Source organism: Leeuwenhoekiella sp. CH_XMU1409-2, assembly GCF_037029365.1.
GTDB lineage: Bacteria > Bacteroidota > Bacteroidia > Flavobacteriales > Flavobacteriaceae > Leeuwenhoekiella > Leeuwenhoekiella blandensis.
Genome location: NZ_JAYMEI010000007.1, coordinates 16,655 through 37,317, shown reverse-complemented (window position 1 = coordinate 37,317; position 20,663 = coordinate 16,655). Strand labels below are relative to the sequence as shown.

General features: G+C 42.8%; 12 protein-coding genes. 2 read left to right on the top strand and 10 right to left on the bottom strand.

What is annotated here, in order from left to right:
- Positions 1-11 precede the first annotated feature (11 nt).
- Together WA338_RS09155 and WA338_RS09150 are read right to left on the bottom strand one after the other, a co-directional pair.
- Positions 12-1,652, bottom strand: a complete 1,641-nt coding sequence (locus tag WA338_RS09155) for a TldD/PmbA family protein (RefSeq protein ID WP_336093125.1) — start codon at positions 1,650-1,652, stop codon at positions 12-14.
- Between the two features lie 382 nt (positions 1,653-2,034).
- The gene (locus WA338_RS09150) at positions 2,035-3,420 is read right to left on the bottom strand and encodes a glycoside hydrolase family 28 protein (RefSeq protein WP_040532599.1); all 1,386 of its coding nucleotides are present in this window, start codon (positions 3,418-3,420) and stop codon (positions 2,035-2,037) included.
- A 269-nt stretch (positions 3,421-3,689) separates the two neighbouring features.
- Between WA338_RS09150 and WA338_RS09145 the strand changes: the two genes are divergently transcribed.
- Both WA338_RS09145 and WA338_RS09140 read left to right on the top strand, forming a co-directional pair.
- Entirely contained in the window at positions 3,690-4,106 is a 417-nt protein-coding gene (locus WA338_RS09145; protein ID WP_272987482.1) for a hypothetical protein, read from the top strand.
- Positions 4,107-4,249: 143 nt separating this feature from the next.
- Positions 4,250-4,465 (top strand): hypothetical protein, encoded by a 216-nt coding sequence (locus WA338_RS09140; RefSeq protein WP_336093122.1) that lies wholly within the window; start codon positions 4,250-4,252, stop codon positions 4,463-4,465.
- A gap of 62 nt (positions 4,466-4,527) precedes the next feature.
- Here WA338_RS09140 and WA338_RS09135 read toward each other — a convergent pair whose 3' ends face one another.
- The 8 genes from WA338_RS09135 to WA338_RS09100 form a co-directional block, all read right to left on the bottom strand.
- The gene (locus WA338_RS09135) at positions 4,528-6,087 is read right to left on the bottom strand and encodes an NAD(P)/FAD-dependent oxidoreductase (protein ID WP_336093120.1); all 1,560 of its coding nucleotides are present in this window, start codon (positions 6,085-6,087) and stop codon (positions 4,528-4,530) included.
- 109 nt (positions 6,088-6,196) lie between these two features.
- Positions 6,197-6,961 (bottom strand): glycoside hydrolase family 16 protein, encoded by a 765-nt coding sequence (locus tag WA338_RS09130; RefSeq protein ID WP_009779443.1) that lies wholly within the window; start codon positions 6,959-6,961, stop codon positions 6,197-6,199.
- Positions 6,961-9,240 carry a beta-glucosidase BglX gene (gene bglX, locus WA338_RS09125; RefSeq protein ID WP_272987478.1) on the bottom strand — a complete coding sequence of 760 codons (2,280 nt, stop codon included), beginning with the start codon at positions 9,238-9,240 and terminating at the stop codon, positions 6,961-6,963. The genes WA338_RS09130 and bglX overlap by 1 nt, the downstream gene beginning before the upstream one ends.
- Before the next feature lie 16 nt (positions 9,241-9,256).
- The gene (locus WA338_RS09120; RefSeq protein WP_272987476.1) at positions 9,257-10,903 is read right to left on the bottom strand and encodes a family 16 glycosylhydrolase; all 1,647 of its coding nucleotides are present in this window, start codon (positions 10,901-10,903) and stop codon (positions 9,257-9,259) included.
- Positions 10,904-10,923: 20 nt separating this feature from the next.
- Positions 10,924-13,044 (bottom strand): hypothetical protein, encoded by a 2,121-nt coding sequence (locus WA338_RS09115; protein ID WP_009779439.1) that lies wholly within the window; start codon positions 13,042-13,044, stop codon positions 10,924-10,926.
- 14 nt (positions 13,045-13,058) lie between these two features.
- A complete protein-coding gene (locus tag WA338_RS09110; protein ID WP_009779438.1) occupies positions 13,059-14,537 on the bottom strand; it encodes a RagB/SusD family nutrient uptake outer membrane protein in 1,479 nt (492 codons plus the stop codon).
- Positions 14,538-14,547: 10 nt separating this feature from the next.
- Positions 14,548-17,583 (bottom strand): SusC/RagA family TonB-linked outer membrane protein, encoded by a 3,036-nt coding sequence (locus WA338_RS09105; protein ID WP_336093115.1) that lies wholly within the window; start codon positions 17,581-17,583, stop codon positions 14,548-14,550.
- 248 nt (positions 17,584-17,831) lie between these two features.
- Entirely contained in the window at positions 17,832-20,642 is a 2,811-nt protein-coding gene (locus WA338_RS09100) for a triple tyrosine motif-containing protein (RefSeq protein WP_272987472.1), read from the bottom strand.
- Positions 20,643-20,663 lie beyond the last annotated feature (21 nt).

Genomic DNA, 20,663 nt, shown 5'->3' with positions numbered 1-20,663 from the left:
AGATAAAAGAGTTAGACCGATCTGCCCGTGTTGATGACATTAGCACCATTGAAACGCGCCGTTGAACTACCGTGAGAAACGGCACTTACCTGTGAAGGTTGTCCTTTTCCGTCAAAGAACGACCCGAATAATCGGTAATCCTTCTCGTCACAGATCTTTGCACATGAATTCCAGAATTCCTGCGTGTTTGATTGATAAGCCACGTCATTCAACATGCCTACAATCTTTCCGTCTTTTATCTCGTAGAATACCGTACCGCCAAACTGGAAGTTATAGCGCTGCTGGTCTATAGAATAACTACCGCGTCCTGCGATATAGATTCCTTTTTCTACGTCTTTGATCATTTCTTCTACTGAATACGGCTCTTTGCCCGGCTCAAGTGAAACGTTAGGCATACGCTGAAACTGAACATCATTCCAGCTTTGTGCATAACAACATCCGTGGGATTCATTCTGTCCTAGAATGCTTACCTGATCGCGAATCGCTTCATAATTTACCAGCGTTCCATTACGGATCAAATCCCATTTCTTGGTCTTCACGCCTTCATCGTCATAACCTACGGCGCCAAGAGAATGCGTTTGTGTTTTATCGGCAACGATATTTACGATATCACTACCGTATTTAAAGTCTCCTGATTTCCATTTATCTAAGGTAGCAAAACTGGTTCCTGCATAATTGGCCTCGTAACCCAATACACGGTCAAGCTCCAGCGGGTGCCCTACCGACTCGTGAATCGTCAAGCCTAAGTGATTGGGTTCTAAAACCAAATCATATTTACCAGGCATTACAGATTCCGCAGTAAGCATTTCTTTGGCTTGCTTTGCTGCTGTTGTCGCATCTTCAATGATATCATAGCTGTTGCGATACAGGTTGAATCCGGCAGGACTCTTCAGCTTTTCGCTTTCCAGTCCATCCATATATTCATATCCCATTCCCATCGGCGCACTGAGTGCATCACGAGACTTGAATTTCCCGGCTTCACGGTCTATGGCTGTAACGCCAAAGGTGGGCCAGATGCGGTGAATATCCTGATCGATATAAGAACCGTCTGTCGATGCGAAATACTTTTGCTCATTTACCATAAACAAGGCCGAATTCACAAAGTTGGCTCCTGCATTCATCGCCGCTGAATTTGCGTCGAGCAGCAGTTCTACCTTTTCAGAAACCGGAACTTCTCTAAAGTCTTTGACGATAGGCGTCTTCCAGCTTACTTCGCCGTGAGCTTCTACAGGAGCAAGCGTCACCGGCTCTGTTTGAATTTTTGAATTTGCTTTGGCAATAGCAACCGCCTGCTGCGTGGCTTTTTTGATTCCGGCATCGGTTACATCATTGGTTGATGCAAATCCCCAGGTTCCGTTAGCGATCACACGCACACCGATCCCGAAAGATTCGGTATTCACCACGTTTTGTACTTTATCCTCGCGCGTGAATACATATTGATTGAGGTAACGTCCTATACGCGCATCTGCATAGGAAGCCCCGAGAGAACGTGCCGTATTTAAAGCCACATCGGCCAGTGATTTCTTGGTTGCAATGTCAAGACCGGGCTCTAAAAGCGCTTCGGCAGCGATATTGGTGCCCATCATGGAAGTAGGCAACATTAAGGCTCCCGCTCCCAATCCTGCTAATTGCACAAAATTTCTTCTTTTCATAAAACGGTTTATGTTTTTGATTAATGAACTACATCCCTCAACGCAGCAAGCACCATCAAACCTTAAAATTCTGCTAAAACAACAGTGCTGTAAAAGGTGAAAACTTCTGGAAAGCTAACGAGAGACAAGCCCTAAACTAATCGATATTATTTTCTCAATGTCTTAAAAAAAGCTTAAAAACTTAAAATTTTAACAGAATCTATAAGCGGTATTATCAATTTTTCAAGCCTACTGCTAAATCGATAATTTGAATCCTTTTTATTATCAGTTTGAAAATATTCCATCTTCAATTTTATTAATTCGCTAACCTCTTAAAAACACAAAAAAAGCTCCTGCAGGTTACAGGAGCTTTTTGAAGTTGGACTACTTTAGGACCTTTCTTTTACTGTGTATTTGTAAATCCATTTACATGCTGATGTATTTCTGATTCCGTTCTAATCGTGTCGGCAGTGACCTTACGCAAGCTTATGTTTTGAACCGGTGCCTCTTCTTCTCCTAAAATACGGGAAACAAAATCGACATTCGCCGCTTTGATGTTGGTCATATTCACCTGTTCTATCTGCGTTAACCTGCGCTCATACGTGGGTACCAAATCCCGCCATTGATAGAGCACATCGGTCTCAATCCCTAAGATGCCCTTATCAATTCTTCCCGCTTTGATATCTTCCATATAAATATTCTTTACATAGCCCCCGCGGCGTTCATTGGTCTTTATAAATAGTAAATGGTTGAGCTTTGCATTAGGCGCTACCTCACAATTGCCCATATACACATTTTCTACTCCGCCAGAAAGTTCGCTCCCGATCGCCAACAGCTGATGTCCGTTCTTTACGGAGCAATCCCGGATTACGATATTTTTAACTGGTGTATTTAAACGCCAGGCATCTTGATTACGTCCTGCTTTTACTGCAATAGCATCATCTCCCTGATCAAAAACACAATTCTCGATCAACACATTCTGACTCATTTCGGGGTCTACGCCATCATTATTATGACCGTGCGCAAACACATTTACCTCTCTAATAATAACATCAGAAGATAAATACGGATGGATTACCCAAAACGGACTATTTTCAATAGCGATCCCCTCAAGCAAAATATGTTTAGATCGATTGAACTGAATAAACTGAGGTCTAAAGTTTGCAGAATCGTTTACCATCTGTCGCTCTTCTACCGGAATGTCTTTTGAAGCCATCTCATAAAGCCGTTTCAGATTTTGCATATGTCCTGAGGGTCTGGCGAACCAAACCTCCCAAGTATCCATTTTGGCTTTCAATTTACCCTTTCCGGTTATCGCTATATTTTCACATTCATAGGCGTAGATAAGCGGTGAATAATTATAACATTCCATCCCTTCCCAAGTGCTCAAAACTGCCGGAAGGTAATCCTGAGGATCTTCTGAAAACAGCAACGTCGCTCCTTCTTCTAAATGCAGGTTTACATTGCTTTTAAAATGGATTTTACCCGTGAGCCACTCTCCTTTAGGAATTACTACTGTACCTCCAGCAATTGCATGTGCGCTATCAATAGCAGCCGCAATAGCTTCGGTATTTTTCTTTTTATTGTTAGGGTCTGCTCCAAAATCGGTAATCAGCAAACGAGGAGCATTCTCGAAGTTTGGAGATTGAATTGTGTAGGCACCAAAAGGAGCTTCTACCTGAAGTGTGTCTCGTGTTAATGCGAACGCTTGCTCCCTAGATTTTTTTTGTTTACACGCTACTATATGGAGCGTAAGCAAGAACATTAGCAGCAATCTTATTCTTTTCATCTATACATTTGGATTAGAAAAGTAAGTTATGGTTTTGATCCAGACTGTTCATCCTGTCCTTTCCTGCGCGCTTGTTATTGAAAGATTTACAATTCTTTAAGAGTATAAATCAATTATAAAGATTTAAAAGAGGAAATGTTGAAAATACACTAAAAACATTGATTAACAGTTAATTAACCTATAGTTTTTAGTACTTTTAGAACAATCCAACCATAGCTCCACCCTAATGAAAGAATTATTTTTTAAATCTAAATTCAAACCTGCCCATTATGAATTTAATCTATCAAGGAAAAAACCCTCTAGTGGATAGCGCCGTTAGAAGGACCACACAAGTACTTAAAAGTTCGTTTTTTCAAAACCAACTGCTTCAGAACCTAACCGAAGAAGAAGCTCAACAAATCCAAGAACTTTTCTCCCACATTCACAATTCTCAGGAAGAGGTATTACTTATCAAAACCTATTGGAATCCTCTTGTACGCACGCAAATCAGTTTTTCTAACAGTTCCCAATGTTTAGAAATCAATCTGGCCACGCTCAAAAAATCTAGGCGTATCCTTTTAGAGCAGATCGTACGCAATTACACCTTGATCGAGTTTAGAAAAATCCATCCGGAATGGGTCGAATTTTCTCAGCGTGATGAATATCTGGCGTCCAAAATCTCGTCATTGGCTAAAGTTTATGCCTAAAGGGTGTTATTGCGCTGACAAAAAACAATTAAGATATTGAATTTCAGTTTTTTAAAAGTTCAAAAAAATAGTATTGCTTTTGTTGCACGAATTGGAATTTAAAGTACATTCGCTCGCATTTTTAACGCAATAAATCACATTCTATGAAACGCAATATTTTAGCTGGTTTCGCACTGAGTTTATTCATCACTGTTTCTTCTTGTAGAGAGTCTGCAGAAGCAACTACTGATGAGGCTATGCAAGAAACTTCTATGGAGGAAGTAACTCCTGAAGCTCCTGTATTAGAAGAGGCTCCTGTTGAAGCTCCTGCTGAAGTTGTAGTTGACAGCGCTGCTGTTGCTACTCCAGAAGCTGAATAATCAAGTCTGTTTTTCAGCTTTTAAAACATACAAAGCTCTGCCTAATGCAGGGCTTTGTCATTTTATACCAACTGGTATTTCTTGGCGATCGCATCTACACAGTTAATACCGTCGATGGCAGCAGACATAATTCCGCCGGCATATCCTGCTCCTTCTCCACACGGATACAATCCTTGAACTTCAATATGTTCTAAAGTTTCCGGGTTTCTGGGAATAGATACCGGAGAAGAAGTGCGACTTTCGGGCGCGTGCAATACCGCATCTTTGGAAAGGTATCCCGGCATTTTCTTATTAAACAGCACAAATGCTTTCTTAAGTCGGTTTGCTATCAATTTTGGTAGCACTTTATTCAAATCGGCACTCACGATTCCCGGTTGATAGGACGTTTTCGGGAAATCATTGCTTATTCTTCCGTTTACAAAATCGGTCATACGCTGTGCCGGCACTTGCTGTGTTTTTCCGCCCGCAATCCAGCAGGCACGTTCTACTTCCTTCTGAAAATTCAAGCTGACAAAAGGATCGTCTGGAGTATAATTGGGTAAATCTTTAGGCTCAACGCTAACCACAATTCCCGAATTGGCGTACGGATTATTGCGTTTACTAGGACTCCAGCCGTTTGTGACCACTTCTTCCTGTTGGGTAGCACAAGGAGCGATGATCCCACCCGGGCACATACAGAACGAATACACGCCCATCCCGTCTACCTGCTCCACCAGGCTGTAAGCCGCTGGCGGCAAATAGGGATTGTCTGTTTCTCCGTGATATTGAATGTAATTGATCACTTCCTGCTGATGTTCTGCGCGTACACCAAGTGCAAAAGGTTTGGCTTCGATCTTCACTCCTTTCTCATGCAATAAATAGAAAATATCCCGTGCCGAGTGCCCGGTAGCCAAGACCACCTCATCAAAAGCATATCGCTGTTGTTTATTGATCTCGATGCCTTTTAAGACCTTATTTTCAATACGCAAATCTGTGAGTTTTGCATTAAAATGCACTTCTCCACCGGCAGCGATGATCGCTTCCCGCATCGCGGAAATCACTTTTGGCAATTTATTAGTCCCAATGTGCGGGTGTGCATCTACCAAAATATCTTCGTCCGCTCCAAAATGCACCAGCCATTCTAATCCTTTAAGCACATTACCACGCTTTTTTGAACGGGTATATAATTTTCCGTCAGAATAGGTTCCTGCACCTCCTTCACCAAAACAATAATTCGACTCCGGATTTACAAGCTGCTCCTTATTGATCTTTGCCAGATCTCTTCGGCGTTCGCGCACATCTTTACCGCGTTCAAAAACGATGGGTTTTAAGCCGGCTTCAATGGCGCGTAAAGCTGCATACAATCCGGCAGGACCGGCGCCAATAATCGCAATCTTTGGAGCAGAACTTACTTCTTTGGGCTCAAAACGATTTAAAGGTTTGCGCTGTTCGTCCTGCTGCCAGATTTCAATCTGCAATTGCAATTTTACGGGTTTATTCCGTGCGTCTATAGAGCGCTTGCGTATGCCCCAATCCTTAACCGCTGCCGGTTTGATTTTGGCTTTAGCCAAGGCTTGTTGAAGAATATAATCCTGATTCTCCAACAATTCGGGCCGTATGGTGATCGCAGTAAGTGTACTCATAAGCTGCAAATATACTCGGTATTTCAATCATCTTAGAAAGTTGCATAAAAAAAGGCCTTGCGCATCACACAAGACCTTAAAACAAACAACAATGTATATGAAAATTAAACTACTCTTCAAGCTCATAGACCCGTACATAATCTATGGCGTATTCTTGCGGAAAGATGCTATCATCAACTTCGGGACCGCCGAAGTTCCCTCCGATAGCCAGATTAATAATGAAGTAGAACGGTTGATCAAAAGGCCAAACCGCTTTGGTTTTATCTTCGGGACTGAACACAAAAACCGATTGATCATCTACAAAAAACTCAATTTGCTCAGGAGACCATTCTGCTGCATATACGTGGTATCCTTCTTCAATAGCTTCAAACTTCGTTTTTTTACTGAAGGCAGTATCGCCGTGCCCCGCAGGTACGTGTAAAGTGGTATACACCATATCTTCTTCTCTGCCCACGTATTCCAGAATATCGATCTCGCCGCAAGCCGGCCAACCAACTTCTTTAATATCGCTTCCCAGCATCCAGAATGCAGGCCAGATTCCCTGTCCTAACGCCACTTTTGCGCGGGCTTCCATTCTTCCATACTGAAACTCGTGTTTGCCTTGTGTGGTAATGCGGGTTGAAGTGTAACGATCTCCTTCCTTTTTTGCAGTAATGATCAACTTGCCATCTTCCAGACGATGATTCTCTTTGGTATACACCTGCCGCTCATTATTTCCCCAACCACAAAGATCAGGGCAACCGTCACCGAGTTCAAAATTCCACGAGGTGAGGTCCAGGACATCGCCGTTAAACTCATCAGACCATACCAATTTGCGTTCTTGTGCGTGAACTCCGAAACTGATTAGTGCTATAACTATTAGAACTCTTTTCATTACTTTTTATATTGAAAGCTTGCTTCTTTTAGATCTCTTGAATTGCTTCCCAACATCACTTTGAAGCTTCCCGACTCCGCTTCCCAGGTATTATTAGCAGTATAGAACTCTAAAGTTTTTGCTGAAATTTCAAAAGTCACTTTTTTGGTTTCTCCGGGCTTTAAGCTTACCTGCTTAAAGTCTCGTAATTCTTTGACCGGGCGTGTACGGCTAGCAACCAAATCTCTAAGATACAGCTGTACTGTTTCTTTACCGGCAACAGTTCCTGTGTTGGTCAATTCAATGGCTACCTCTAAATTTTCATCCCCTGAAAATTCGCTTGCGCTTAAGCTGATCGCTCCATATTCAAAAGTCGTATAGCTCAACCCGAAACCGAAAGGAAATAGGGCTTCACGCGAACTGTCTTGATAGCCTGAATAGGTCACCATATCGCTCGCAGGTCTTCCTGTATTTTTTTGATTATAGTATAAAGGTTCTTGACCTACATTTCGTGGAAAAGAAACCGGTAATTTCCCTGACGGATTATAGGCTCCAAAAAGTACATCTGCAATCGCATTACCCGCTTGCGAACCTAAAAACCAAGTTTCTACGATCGCCGGAACTTGTTCGTTTGGTTTACTAATGTCTAAGGGACGGCCATTCATCAATACCAAAACCACGTTAGTATTTACTTTGACCACCTCATCGAGTAATTCCTGCTGAACACCTCGCAATTGAATCCCGGTTTGACTGCGGCCTTCCCCGCTTTGAAAAGCATCTTCACCTAAAACCATAACAACCACTTCAGACTTCTTGGCAGCTTCAATCGCTTCAGCAAAGCCGGAAGTATCGGTTTCATTGATTTCTAATGGCATCAGAAAACTGCGTTCTCCCATTCCTAAATCAGCACCTTTAGCATAATTGATTTGAACCGCATCGCCCACCATATTTTTTATTCCCTCTAAAACGGAAACCGCCGAATTCTTATCGGCTTGTGCGCGCCAGTTCCCTAATGGGGAATCTTTATCATCTGCCAACGGACCGATCACAGCAATGCTTTCTAGTGCTTTACTTAATGGTAAAACCGAATTTTCATTCTTAAGCAATACGATTGATTTGCGTGCGATATCACGGGCCGCTTCAAGGTGCGCTTTTGCGAGCAATACTTCTTGTTCGCGTTGTGTGTCGCTGTATTTATAAGGATCTTCAAAAAGCCCCAACTGAAATTTCACTCTTAAAATGCGTCGTACCGCATCATCTAAAAGGGCTTCATCAATTGTATTATCATTCACTAAAGGCTCCAGCGCTTCTTCATACACACGGCCTTCCATATCCATATCGCTACCGGCGATTACGGCCAATTCGCCCGCCTGCATTTTATCTTCAGCATAGCCATGCGGAATCAACTCAGCTATAGAACCCCAGTCTGAAACCATAAAACCTTTATAGTCCCAAGCGCCTTTTAAAATATCACGCTGTAAGTAGGTCGATGCCGTTGCAGGCACGCCGTCGATCTCGTTGAACGAATTCATAAAGGTCGCTACACCGGCTTCGGCAGCAGCTTTAAATGGCATTAAAATGGCGTTTTGCAACTCAGAAGTTCCAACGTTCACGGTGTTATAATCTCTACCGGCTTCGGCAAAGCCATAACCAGCAAAGTGTTTTGCACAAGCCGCGATGGTATTAATATCTGTCAAATCGCTGCCCTGAAAACCTTTAATGCGTGCCACACCGATCACCGCATTGAGATAAGGATCTTCACCGGCACCTTCCATAATACGACCCCAGCGTGCATCACGAGACACATCGATCATCGGTGCGAAGGTCCAGTGTACTCCTGCGGCGGCTGTTTCTTTAGCCGCGATACTCGCACTTAATTCCATCGCTTCCAGATCCCAGCTTGCGCTTTCTCCTAAAGGCACCGGAAACATGGTTTTATAGCCGTGAATCACGTCATAGCCAAAAAGCAACGGAATCTTCAGTCTTGAATTTTCCATCACGACCTGCTGCGCTTCACGAGTAGCTTCGGCAGTGAGTACATTCAACATAGAACCTACTTCGCCATTCTTGAGTTTTTCAAGTTTCGTTTTTGAATCGATATCTGAAGGCGCACCGGTTACATCAAAGCTTCCGTTGTATTGCACCATTTGCCCAACCTTTTCCTTTACCGTCATCAATTCTAAAATCGAATCAATTTTGTGCTCTACCACAGGATCCAAATCGTTGATTCCATTGGTTTGGGCTTGTGACGCAAATAACGGTGCAAAAACTGTTATCAATACAATTTTGAACTGTTTCATCGTTTTTTGTTTCAAATTAATCGCGCTGGTAAACGCGTACATAATCTACTTCCATAGCGCTCTCAGAAAAAGCAGGATCTACGTCTCCACCAAGGTTTCCACCCATAGCTACGTTCAAGATCATAAAGAAGTCCTTATCAAAAGGCTTGGTATCGTCGTTTTCAAAAATGTGATACAACGCATCATCTACATAAAAACGAATTTGCGTCTCGGTCCATTCTGCCGCATACACGTGGAATTCACTGCTTGCCGTTTCAACGGTAGTCATCTCAGAAATACCATTAGCTCCAGAATTCCCGGGGAAATGCAGCGTAGATAAAATCTCATTTTGATTGCGTCCCACGTGCTCCATAATATCGATCTCTCCGGCTCCCGGCCACGCATTGGTTTGATAATCTGCTCCCAACATCCAGATCGCAGGCCAGGTACCAACACCTTCGGGTAATTTGGCTCTGATCTCATAACGACCAAAAGTAAATTCCTGTAAACCTTCTGACTTTAAACGTGCCGAAGTGAAGTCGAATCCCATATAGCTTTCGCGTTGCGCAGTTATTTTTAACACGCCATCTTCAACCACTACATTTTCGCTTCGGTCTGTATAATATTGCAATTCATTATTTCCCCAGCCTACCTGGCCGTTACCTAAATCATAGGTCCAGTTGGCAGGATCGGGAGCACCGTCGGTGTCAAATTCGTCTGACCAAACCAGGTTTGGAAAGTCATCTTCTTCCGCTTGCGGTCCGCTACCCTGTACCGGCTTTTCAGCAGTTAAAATGATATACCACGCCAAACCTTGATCGTTACCCTGTACTGCTCTAAGCAGCATGCGGTTTTCGGTTAGGGATAGAATTTCATATTCATTAGTACCAATATAATAACCGATAAAACCTTCATTGCTTATGGTCATCGTGGTACCGCGCTTACGCTCTGCGGCAACTACAGACTCTGATGGTGCTAAACTCACCGCGCGCTCGCCAGTCGTGTCAAACTCATAGCAGCTATCATCTGGTGATTCCCCGTTAACCACGCTTGCGTAGGTTCTGTTAAAGAAACTTGCACCGTTATTATCATATTCATAGGTCAAATCTTCACCAGTCGTGGTACTGAAGATAAACTCGTCATCATAGGCACATGTCGCAGCAGGAATATCTGCTAACGCAAAAGGCTCTGTAAACGAAAAATACGCCCAAAAATAGTTTTGCGTAGGGTCGTCGTTATTAGGACCAACACCCAAATGGTTAGGCTCACTTGCTGCCCAGTACCAGGTTTTGCTTCCGCCACCGGTTAACAACTCGATCGCTTCAGGATCTGAGAAATCACTTTCTACGGTAACTTCTACCAACCTTGAACTGTTCACTCCACCCTGACCGTAAGCCATTACCGTCACTTGGTAGGTGTTGAGTCCGGTTCTTGTAAAGCGTTTGGTGTACACGCCACTAGGTGCCACCGCTGTGGTTCCATCAGGAAAAGCAAACCTGTAGGTCACCGCATTATCTGCCGTTGCGGTAAAGGTTACGTTTCCTGAGCCGTCGTCTGTCACATCCATAGTGACCTCAAGATTTTGAGGTACCAAGATTTGCTCAAGGGTATTGTCATCATCCTGACAGCCTACTGCTAAAAACAGCAGTAAGCAATAGGATGTTATTTGAATTATCGTTTTCATGATATCTTACTATTTAATTCCTAGTTATGGAAGTATACGTTGTCTACATAAACCGTTGTTGCTCCTGCAGGACCTCCGGAATAGATCAACTGAGCAATATTAGATTGCGCGGTTAGTCCGGTGAAATCTGCCAATGGAATATCTAAAGTCACCCACGTATTGCGCGTGAAGTCACCGTTATCGAAATTCAATACGATCTCGTGCTCGCTGTCATCTCCTCCTTGATAGGTTCCGTTAGCTCCAAAATCAACCAATTTGATACGGATTTGTGTCGCATCTCCTGTCCAGATATCGGTGCTGAAGTGCGTCATAGCACTTGCATCAATTTGATTAACCGGCTCTGCTCCTACAAAGTTTAATGCTGAATATTTCTTTACCGCATTTCCTGCTACTGCGATATCTTCAAGTGTTGCATCAGACCAATCTGTTCTCCAGGTTGCCATCGCCTCATCGGTATACGCATCACTGAATAATGAGATCACATTTGCTGCGTCAAAGGTTGGTGCCGGTGCTGCCGCTTGTGGGCTTTCTGGCGCCGCAGCCGCTTCGTTATAGAAATACAGGTTGTCGATATAGAAGGTTCCTCCGGTATCTGGCTGTACATCAAACTTGAATTGGAATACATTAGTTACCGAAATTCCCTGATCGATAAATGCCGAAAGCGGAATATCGATACTTGTCCACTCTCCTGCGGTAACCTCTAAATTTACCGGACGCTCTCCTGAAGTATCAATGATGAAAAACGGAATGCTCGCATAATCTGCAGACCAAACATCGATATGCACAAATTCGTATCCGGAAGCATCGTACTCACCGCCAAGATCGATCCCTTGATAGTTAGCGTTTCCATATTTAATTGCAGCGTTTCCATCTAGATCTACTTGCTCATAGGTTGTTGATTGCCCCCAATTCGGGAAATAGTTCACTGAAGCCGGATCTGTATACGAATCACTGAAGATCGAAAGTACATCTGCTTCAGCAGCATCTGGAGTTGGCGCAGCCATCATAGGCTCTGTCGCACCACCGATTTGTTCAATATCATCGATATAGAAGGTTCCTGCAGTGGTACCCGGACCATCAACAAAAATCACCATCGTTGCATATTGACCCGTAGGTACAAATGGTTCACCCACACCTTGGCTTCCGTCGATATAACTTTTTACAGCCTCGGTAGCAAAATCAAAGCTTAGCGTTTCCCATCCTGAACCCGTATGGGTTTTGGTGATCTCGTTTTGACGCTCTCCGTTAACGCCACCTTCAAATTTCAATAATACAGGTATTTCAACATCAGACCAGAATTTCATGGTGATGGTTTTATTAGCTCCGCTAAAATCAACCGGAGTACCCAAGGTGAATGCTCCACCTTCATACTGTGCACCAGAATTTGTAATCGCTCCTACGTTAGATTCGGTCGTGTTCGCTCCAGAAAGATCTGGATTGGTTACCACTTCATAAGAAGCGCCGTTAAAGGTTACGAATGCATAATTTACCGTAGGATCATCAAAGGTGATCGGCAACGCCATAGGATCTACAGCACCTGTGATGGTTACCGTTTTTGATAATTCGATCGTGTTTACACTTGCACCTTTAGCAACAACGCGTACCACATAATCACCAGGTTCTTCATAGGTAAATTCAGCCGAACTTTCTGCCATTATACTTACCGGTTCTTCATCTTCACTCGCACCAAAATACACATCATACATCATCGCATTGTCGGCGGTTGGTGTTACCACAGCAGTAAGACCACTTACGGTAGTTTCAAAATCCAGATTTTCTGGTGCCGTAAACGACACATTGATCATCTGATTAAACTCACTGGTCAAGCCTGTAGCTCCTGTTGCTGTAATACGCACGAGATACTCCCCTTCTGTATAAGTATAGGTTACACTTTCTCCGGCATTTATGGTTTGCGGTGCTTCTCCTTCAACACCAAAATCTATGGTAAAGGTTGAAGCGCCCTCTCCTACAGGGGTAATGGTTACCATCCCGGTATCGTCCTGAGTGATCGCAAAGTTTGCCGCTACACCGGTAGGTGCAGATATTTCTTGTAAGGCATAATTTGTGACTACATCATCTTCACAAGCGGTGAAGACCTGAGCTACTGCCAAAAATGCTATTAGTAATCTTAAAATTTTCATCGTATCCTAGTGTATTAATTAGTGTATCCTTGATTTTGTTCCCAGCGATTTCCAGCCAGCTGAATTTCAATTGTAGGGATTGGGAATAATTCGTTTTTATTGGGTGTAAAGCCCGGAATGTTTTGTGCTGCTCTGCCTGTACGTACCAAGTCGAAGAACCGATGTCCTTCTCCTACGAGTTCTAGTCTTCTTTCGTCGTAAATGAAATCGGTAAGGGTTGCACCGCTGGCAGCGATGTCGTGATCGGTATCGCCAAAAGCACGACGACGCACACGGTTTAAGTATTCTCTTGCCAAGGCATCGTTAGGATTTGCCTTACGGTTGTGTGCCTCTGCCGCCATAAGCAAGACATCTGCAAAGCGAATAGAACGATAATTGTTAGGATTGGTAAGATTTGCATCTCCCAAATTGGCATCTCCTTTACGCGCGATGTATTTTCGGTTATAAAAGCCGGTATGCTCGTAACCTTCATTGTACGTAGCGCCGTTTGCAGCGGCGAATTCTTCGATATTCAAAATAGCGATATCGCGACGACTATCTCCCGGTTCAAAGGCATCATAAGCTTCCTGTACAGGAACATTAAAGCTGAAACCAGAGTCAAATAAAGGTCCGCTGTAATTACGTATTCCGTTGAAACCAACCGCTACATTTCCTTCACTACACTGCAAGCAACCAAAACCTGCTCCTTCTTTATCGGTGTATTGCACTTCAAAAACCGACTCAATATTATTCTCACCTTCTAATTCAAAAATGGTGGAATAATCGTCTACCAAGTCGTAAGGACCGGCGATCACCTGATCTAAAGCACTTGCTGCTTCGGTAAATTTATCCTGATACAAATAGGCTTTTCCTAGCAATGCGCGTGCAGCGCCACTAGTGATACGTCCTTCTTCAGCCTGTGTTGCCGGAAGCGTTTCTGCAGCAAAAATGAGGTCTTGCTCAATTTGCGCATACACTTCTGTTCTTGGAGTTCGATCTACATTAAACTGATCTCCAAATAATAGACGTTGATCTACCGCTAGCGGCACGTCACCAAACCACTTTACCAATTCAAAATAATAGTACGCACGTAAAAAACGGGCTTGCGCTATGATTTGATCTTTTCCTGAAAAATCGATTTTATCCTGAAACTCCAGAATGTAATTTGCACGATTCACTCCGGCAAACATCCATCCCCAAATGTCACGCAGTTGCTGATTGACCGGCGTGTGGGTCATATTGTCAATTTCCTGAATTCCCGGCGTATCGGTAGCGCTCTCGCCACCGGCAAGGGTATTGTCTGAAGCGATCTCACCGACCATTACATTCAAATAGGTTGCTTGTAACAGATCGTAAGCGCCGACTAAGGCATCCTGATAGTCTTCTTCAGAATTGAAAAAATCTTCTGAATTCTCATTGATGGGGTCTACTTCTACAAAATCGTCCCCGCAAGCCACCATGAGCACTGCGGCTAAGAGGCTTAAAAAAGTAAGTTGTATATTATATTTTTTCATCGCTCTTCTTTTAAAATTTGAAGTTCATTCCTGCAGTATACGTACGTGGCACCGGGTAGAATCCTTGGTCGATTCCGCCACCAATAGGCGCTCCCGAAGAAGCTGAAGGATCATATCCTTTATACTCTGTTAGCGTAAACGCATTGGTTACCGCCAAGTAAAAACGTAGTTTTCTGATGCCTAATTGATCTAAGACTTCATTTCCTAAACTATAGCCTAACTGCACGTTTTGTAATCTTACATACGAACCGTCTTCTACGTAAAAGTCCGAGAACAACAGGTTAGAATTTGGCCCAACGGTTACGCGTGGATAGCTGTTTGTAGATCCCGGTCCCGTCCAACGGTCTAAGACATAATTGGTCTTATTGGTCAGGTTTTGATTACGATCATACGAGCGCACAATGTCATTGCCTATGGAAGCAAATGCGTAAGCTGTAAAATCAAAATTCTTATAGTTGAATCCTAAATTAAGCCCCATTGTAACGTCTGGGATAGGATCTCCAATATTCACACGATCATCGCCATTAATGACTCCGTCACCGTTTTGATCTACGTAGCGTAAATCTCCCAAGGTAGCATCGGTTTGTGTTGCGTGTGCATCAACTTCTGCCTGAGATTGAAAAATTCCGTTGGTTTGTAAGCCGTAGAAATACCCGATTGGGAAACCGGCTTGCATACGTGCAGGCGGCTCCTGACCAAAACCAAAACTTCCACCCGGAATAAATCCGCTTTCATTCCCTACTTCAAGTACTTCATTTTGAAGCGTGGTGAAGTTGTAGCTCAAATTGAATCCGGCATCGTCACCAATAGGCTGATCGTAAGAAACCGAAAATTCTAAACCTTGGTTCTCAACACTTCCGGCATTTACGATAGGTGCTCCCGCACCCGGCGCATAAACGCCTAAAATTCCCGAAACCTGAGGTACTAGCAATAAATCATCGGTACGACGTTTGAAATAATCCATCGTAAGATCGATGCGATTATTGAATAAGCGTGCATCAAAACCAACATCAAAAGTCTTCTGACGCTCCCATTTAATTTCAGGATTAGAAAGTTGACCGGCTGCAACCCCGTTTACGAGTTCGTTGTCAAACACATAAGTTCCTTCTGCATTAAGCGTAGAAACATATCCGAAAGCTCCAATACGGTCATTACCTAGAATACCATAACTCGCTCTAAGTTTTAAAAAGTTCAGCAAATCACTAGAACCGAAGAACGGCTCATCACTGGCTACCCAACCGATAGAAGCCGAAGGGAAATAACCGAATTTATTCTCCGGTCCAAAATTTGAAGAACCATCGCGGCGTAACACTGCTGAAAGCAAATAACGCTCCTTGTAGTTATACTGAACACGCGTAAAATAAGAAAGTAAACGCTGGTCAAACTCAGCAGGACCGCTGATGTCACGTGCATCGATAACCTCGCCTGCGCCGTCAAGTGTAGCTTCGGCAAAAGTAGTTCCCGGCACGTCTCGTCCTGTGAAATTGTAAAATTCACCGCTGGTCTTGAATGCAGACATCCCCAATAAAACGGTAAGGTTGTGATCGTCTGCAAACGTATTTTGATAGGTTAAAAAGTTATCAAATGTATAATCTCTAAAGAAACTGTCGTTTACAAAATATTGATTTACGCCCAGGTTGTTGAAGACTTTTCCATCTCCAAAATTCAATCCTGCCGGTAAATAACTACGCCCACGTACTTCAGAATAATTAAACTGATAGCGTGATTCTGCCGTAAAATGATCCCAGAAATTATAAGAAAGTCCTACTGTTCCCGTGATCTTATCTACCTCATTAGTATTGAAAGTATTCGCGATTTGTGCAATAGGGTTGATCACCTCGTTCCCCAATCCGTTTGCGATCGTAAAATCACCATTGGCATCACGCACACTGAACGTAGGCGCCATATTAACCGCATTGAACAATACAGAACCCAAAGCATTTTCAGAAAGGGTTTTTCTATTAGAATGCGTGTAGATCGCTGTTGAAGAAAATTTCAAATTCTCTAAAATATCCAGATCATAGCTTCCTCTTCCTGTAAAGCGATTGAAGTTTACCGCTCCACCGCCTACGATACCATCCTGATCTAAATAGCCTGCACCAACAGAATAGGCCGATTTTTCACTACCGCCATAAACGGTAGCGTTTATATCTGAAAGTAAAGCTTGTCTAAAGACCTCATCTTGCCAGTTGGTTCCCTGCCCAAGAACTGCAAGATTAGGAAATGGAGGAGCCTGATTTCCTGCTGCGTAGGCCTCATTGATAATCACACCATATTCGGTTGCATTAAGCACCGGAAGTTTACGCGTAGTTTCCTGCAAACCTACATAGGTATCTACATCCACACGCAGATCACTGTTTTTGCGACCTCCTTTTGTTGTGATCAAGATCACACCGTTAGCAGCACGCACCCCGTAAATACCGGCAGTTGCATCCTTTAAAACATTGATGCTCTCTATGTCGTTAGGGTTGATCACACTCAAATCTTCGATCACCGCACCATCAACCAAAATTAAAGGGCGGTTGTCACCATTAGTAGAAATACCACGAATGGAGATCGTAGAAGCACTACCCGGCGATCCCGAATTGGAGCTGATATTAACCCCGGCCACACGACCTTGTAAGGCTTGTTCTACCCGCACAGGGTTTTGCTCCTCAATAGTTTCAGAACCTACAACACTTACCGCACCGGTAATTTCTTTCTTCTTTTGTGTTCCGTAACCTACTACGACCACTTCATCTAGTGTACTGGTATCTTCGACCAATTGTACATTGAGATCTGCAGCTCCATTCACGGCTATTTCCTGAGTTTGAAAGCCTAAAAAGGAAAACACCAAGGTACTCGAAGACGGAACATCTAAACTGAACAGTCCATCAAAATCGGTACTTGTACCCGTTGAAGTTCCTTTTACAATTACATTAACTCCCGGTAATGGCATTCCTGACATATCTGTCACAGTACCTGTAACGCGCACATCGGTACCGGTCTGGCTGAAGAGCCCCGAGGTGAGCAACCCGAATAAGATCAAGGATAGTATTGATTTCATAAATTGTGTTTTGGAATTCAAAACTACCTCTTAACTACATCGTATTCGAGAAAACAACCTCAACAAAAAATATACAAAAGCTGTTTTAATCGAAATAACAGATGTATTCTATCGCAAACGCTTTCGTTATAAGGCTTTCAGAAGAATGTTAAACTTTATGTTGTAAAGGCTGTAATTACCTATAAACTAAATTACTATCGTTTTCGTATAGGTAATGTATAGGTGATTTTAAGAATTGATGAGGTGTACTACACCGCTAGAATATACTCAACAAGACTGTCTTCGTGCTCTAATTCCATTTTTTTGCGCAAACGATATCTTTTTATTTCTACACTCCTCACCGAAATATTCAAAAGTGGTGCAATTTCCTTTGAGGATAAATTGAGTCTTAGATACGCACATAGTTTTAAATCGTTGGGCGTAAGTTTAGGATGCAGCTCTTTGATTTTCTTTAAAAAATCTTTGTCTGCATTATTGAAGGCTTCTTTAAAAAACTCCCAATCTTTTTTAGGATTAAGGTTCTTATCGATAATCTTGATCACCGATTTCAATTCGTTCTCTTGCGCATCAGAATCCAATTCCTTCTTGATCGCATTGAGCAATTCATTTTTTTTGACAATGCTCATCGTTGAAGCGGCAAGTTCTCTGTTCTTGCTTTCTACATCTTGTTGTAACTTCTCATTCTCCAACTTCATAATTCGGCGTTCATTCTCATAATTAGCCAACTCCAGTTTACGCTGATTGATCTCTATAAGACGTTCTTTTTGCTTTCGATAGAATTTACGGTTGAACACCTGAATTCCTATAAAGATCAAAACAAGCACCAATCCATAGATCGTGATCGCGACAACTGATAGATACCAAGGACGCGCCACCGTAAAATGATACTGAATTGTATTTTCTGATAATTGATCTCCTATGCGCGCACGAGCTTCAAAGGTATAAGTGCCCGAAGGTAAGTTCTCAAAGAATGCTGTGGCAGAAGAAGACCAATTGGTCCATTCCTCATAAAGCCCTTTTAAGCGATACTGGTATACGACTGCTCTAAACTTCTCATATTCCGGCACGCTAAAATCAAACACAAAACTATTCTTCCGGTAATGAAAAGGTTGAGTAGCGGTTTGATCGATGGCTTGGAGTCGACCTTCCGGCTTTCCGTTTTTGATGGTTCTCAGCCTAATGGTATAGGTCTCCTCGTTAAACTTATCTAAGTCAAACAGAATATATCCTGTCGCATTCCCAAACAAATAAGTGTTTGCTCCCAAATAGGTGATATTTTCAAAACCGGGAATATCCTTTCTGGTTTTTGAAGGCAATGCGATCCTGCGCACCTTCAATTGATCTGCCAAGATTCCGGGTTCAAAATAAAGCACCTCCTGTGCGTTAAAGGCCCAAAGCCTATTATTACTCGCATCGTAGGTGAGCTTGCCCGAGGAATATCCTCCCGATTCTAGAAATGTCTTAGAAAGTATACTGTCCTTTTCAAATACTTGTGTTGTATTATTCAGTCTAAAAATTCCCTCTTCGTAGGCATAAAGCACTTCATTATTATATTCAAATATGCTCGACTTGGCTCCTTTTGGAATTTGCTCTAACAATGTAGATTCGGTTATTCGCTGAAAATCTTTATCAATATTCAGTTTAAAAACACCCTTATACTCGTGACTCACATAAAGCTGCTGTGGGTCGCTAAAAGCGAAATACCTGCTTGAAATATCAAAACCTTCAAGTTTATTACGCAAATGCCATCCTGTTTCCGTTCGTTCTAGAATATAAAGTCCGCTGTAATTTCCCTGAATAATCAAATCTGGAGAAAGCTGTTGCAAATTCCATGTCCCGGCGATTTTTGCCTCAGGAATTACCCGATCCTCCTCTACGCGGAAAGTTCCTTCATGATGACCACAAAAAAGAACATCTCCTATAACTTGTAAACTCCACACCTGCCCCTTCGTATCTGGAATGAGTTGATAGGCATCGGTCGCATCTTCCTCTTTTCTATAAAAAAGACCTTGGTTGGTTCCTAAATACAAAAACCCGTTATGCTTCTTGGCGGCATAAACGGCTCCCAAACTTCCGTCGTAATCGGTGTACACCTTAAATGCAGAATTGGTATTGACTACGCTGATCCCATTATCAAGACCGAGCCACACGTGCGCTTCCTGATCTTCCCAAAGACTCAACACGGTATTGTTAGACAGCCCGGAAACCTGATCGATTTGATACTTTATACTTCCTGATGCGTCAAGGTGGTACAGACCGTTGGAAATAGTACCTAAAAGCAAGGTTTGATCTGATAATTGAATGGCTGAATATACCGTTTCATTAGCGATCGTTTCACGCGCACGGTATTGCCAAGACGAAGTTTCCCCGTTTGGATTCAATTGAAAAATACCGTGTTTTTGAGTGACTGCCATTAAGCTGTTTTCTCTACTAAACAGCGCCACCAGCAAATATTCTGAAAAGGCAGCATCCTCAGAAACCAAAACCGGCTTGCCATTCTGAAGTTGGTACAACCCCAGGCCTTCTTGTTGAAAATAAACCGATTTCCCCACCAGAAAAGACCTCACAATCGACGAGGTCGATTCGATGATCTGAAATTGCTTGGTATCTGTATTATAGCTGTATATGCGATCTAAAGACTGAAAAAGAATCAAATTATCTACCAAGATGATATTCCAAAATTGCTCATCTTCTATAAGCGGAATTGTCACATTCTCGCTTAGCGAAGTATAGTCGAGCAAACCGTCGTTACCACGTTCCCAATAGCCAAACTCCATATACGCACCGGTATAAATGCGTCCGTTTTGCGCTGCAACCGAGCGCATAATAGTTTTATTAGACGTCGGGTATAAATTCCATTTTGCCCCGTCATACTCCAATAATCCAGAATTATTGGCTACATAAATAAAGGCTTGCTCTCCTTGAGCAATATCCCAATTTTGATTTTCTGCATTGTACTGCTCTGGAGTAAAATTGAGTACAGGAGGTAATTCTTGCGCAGCACTTATAAAATTTTGGCACAAGAAAAACAGAATATATAACGGTATAGTATATCGCATCACCGGGCAAGATACTCAATT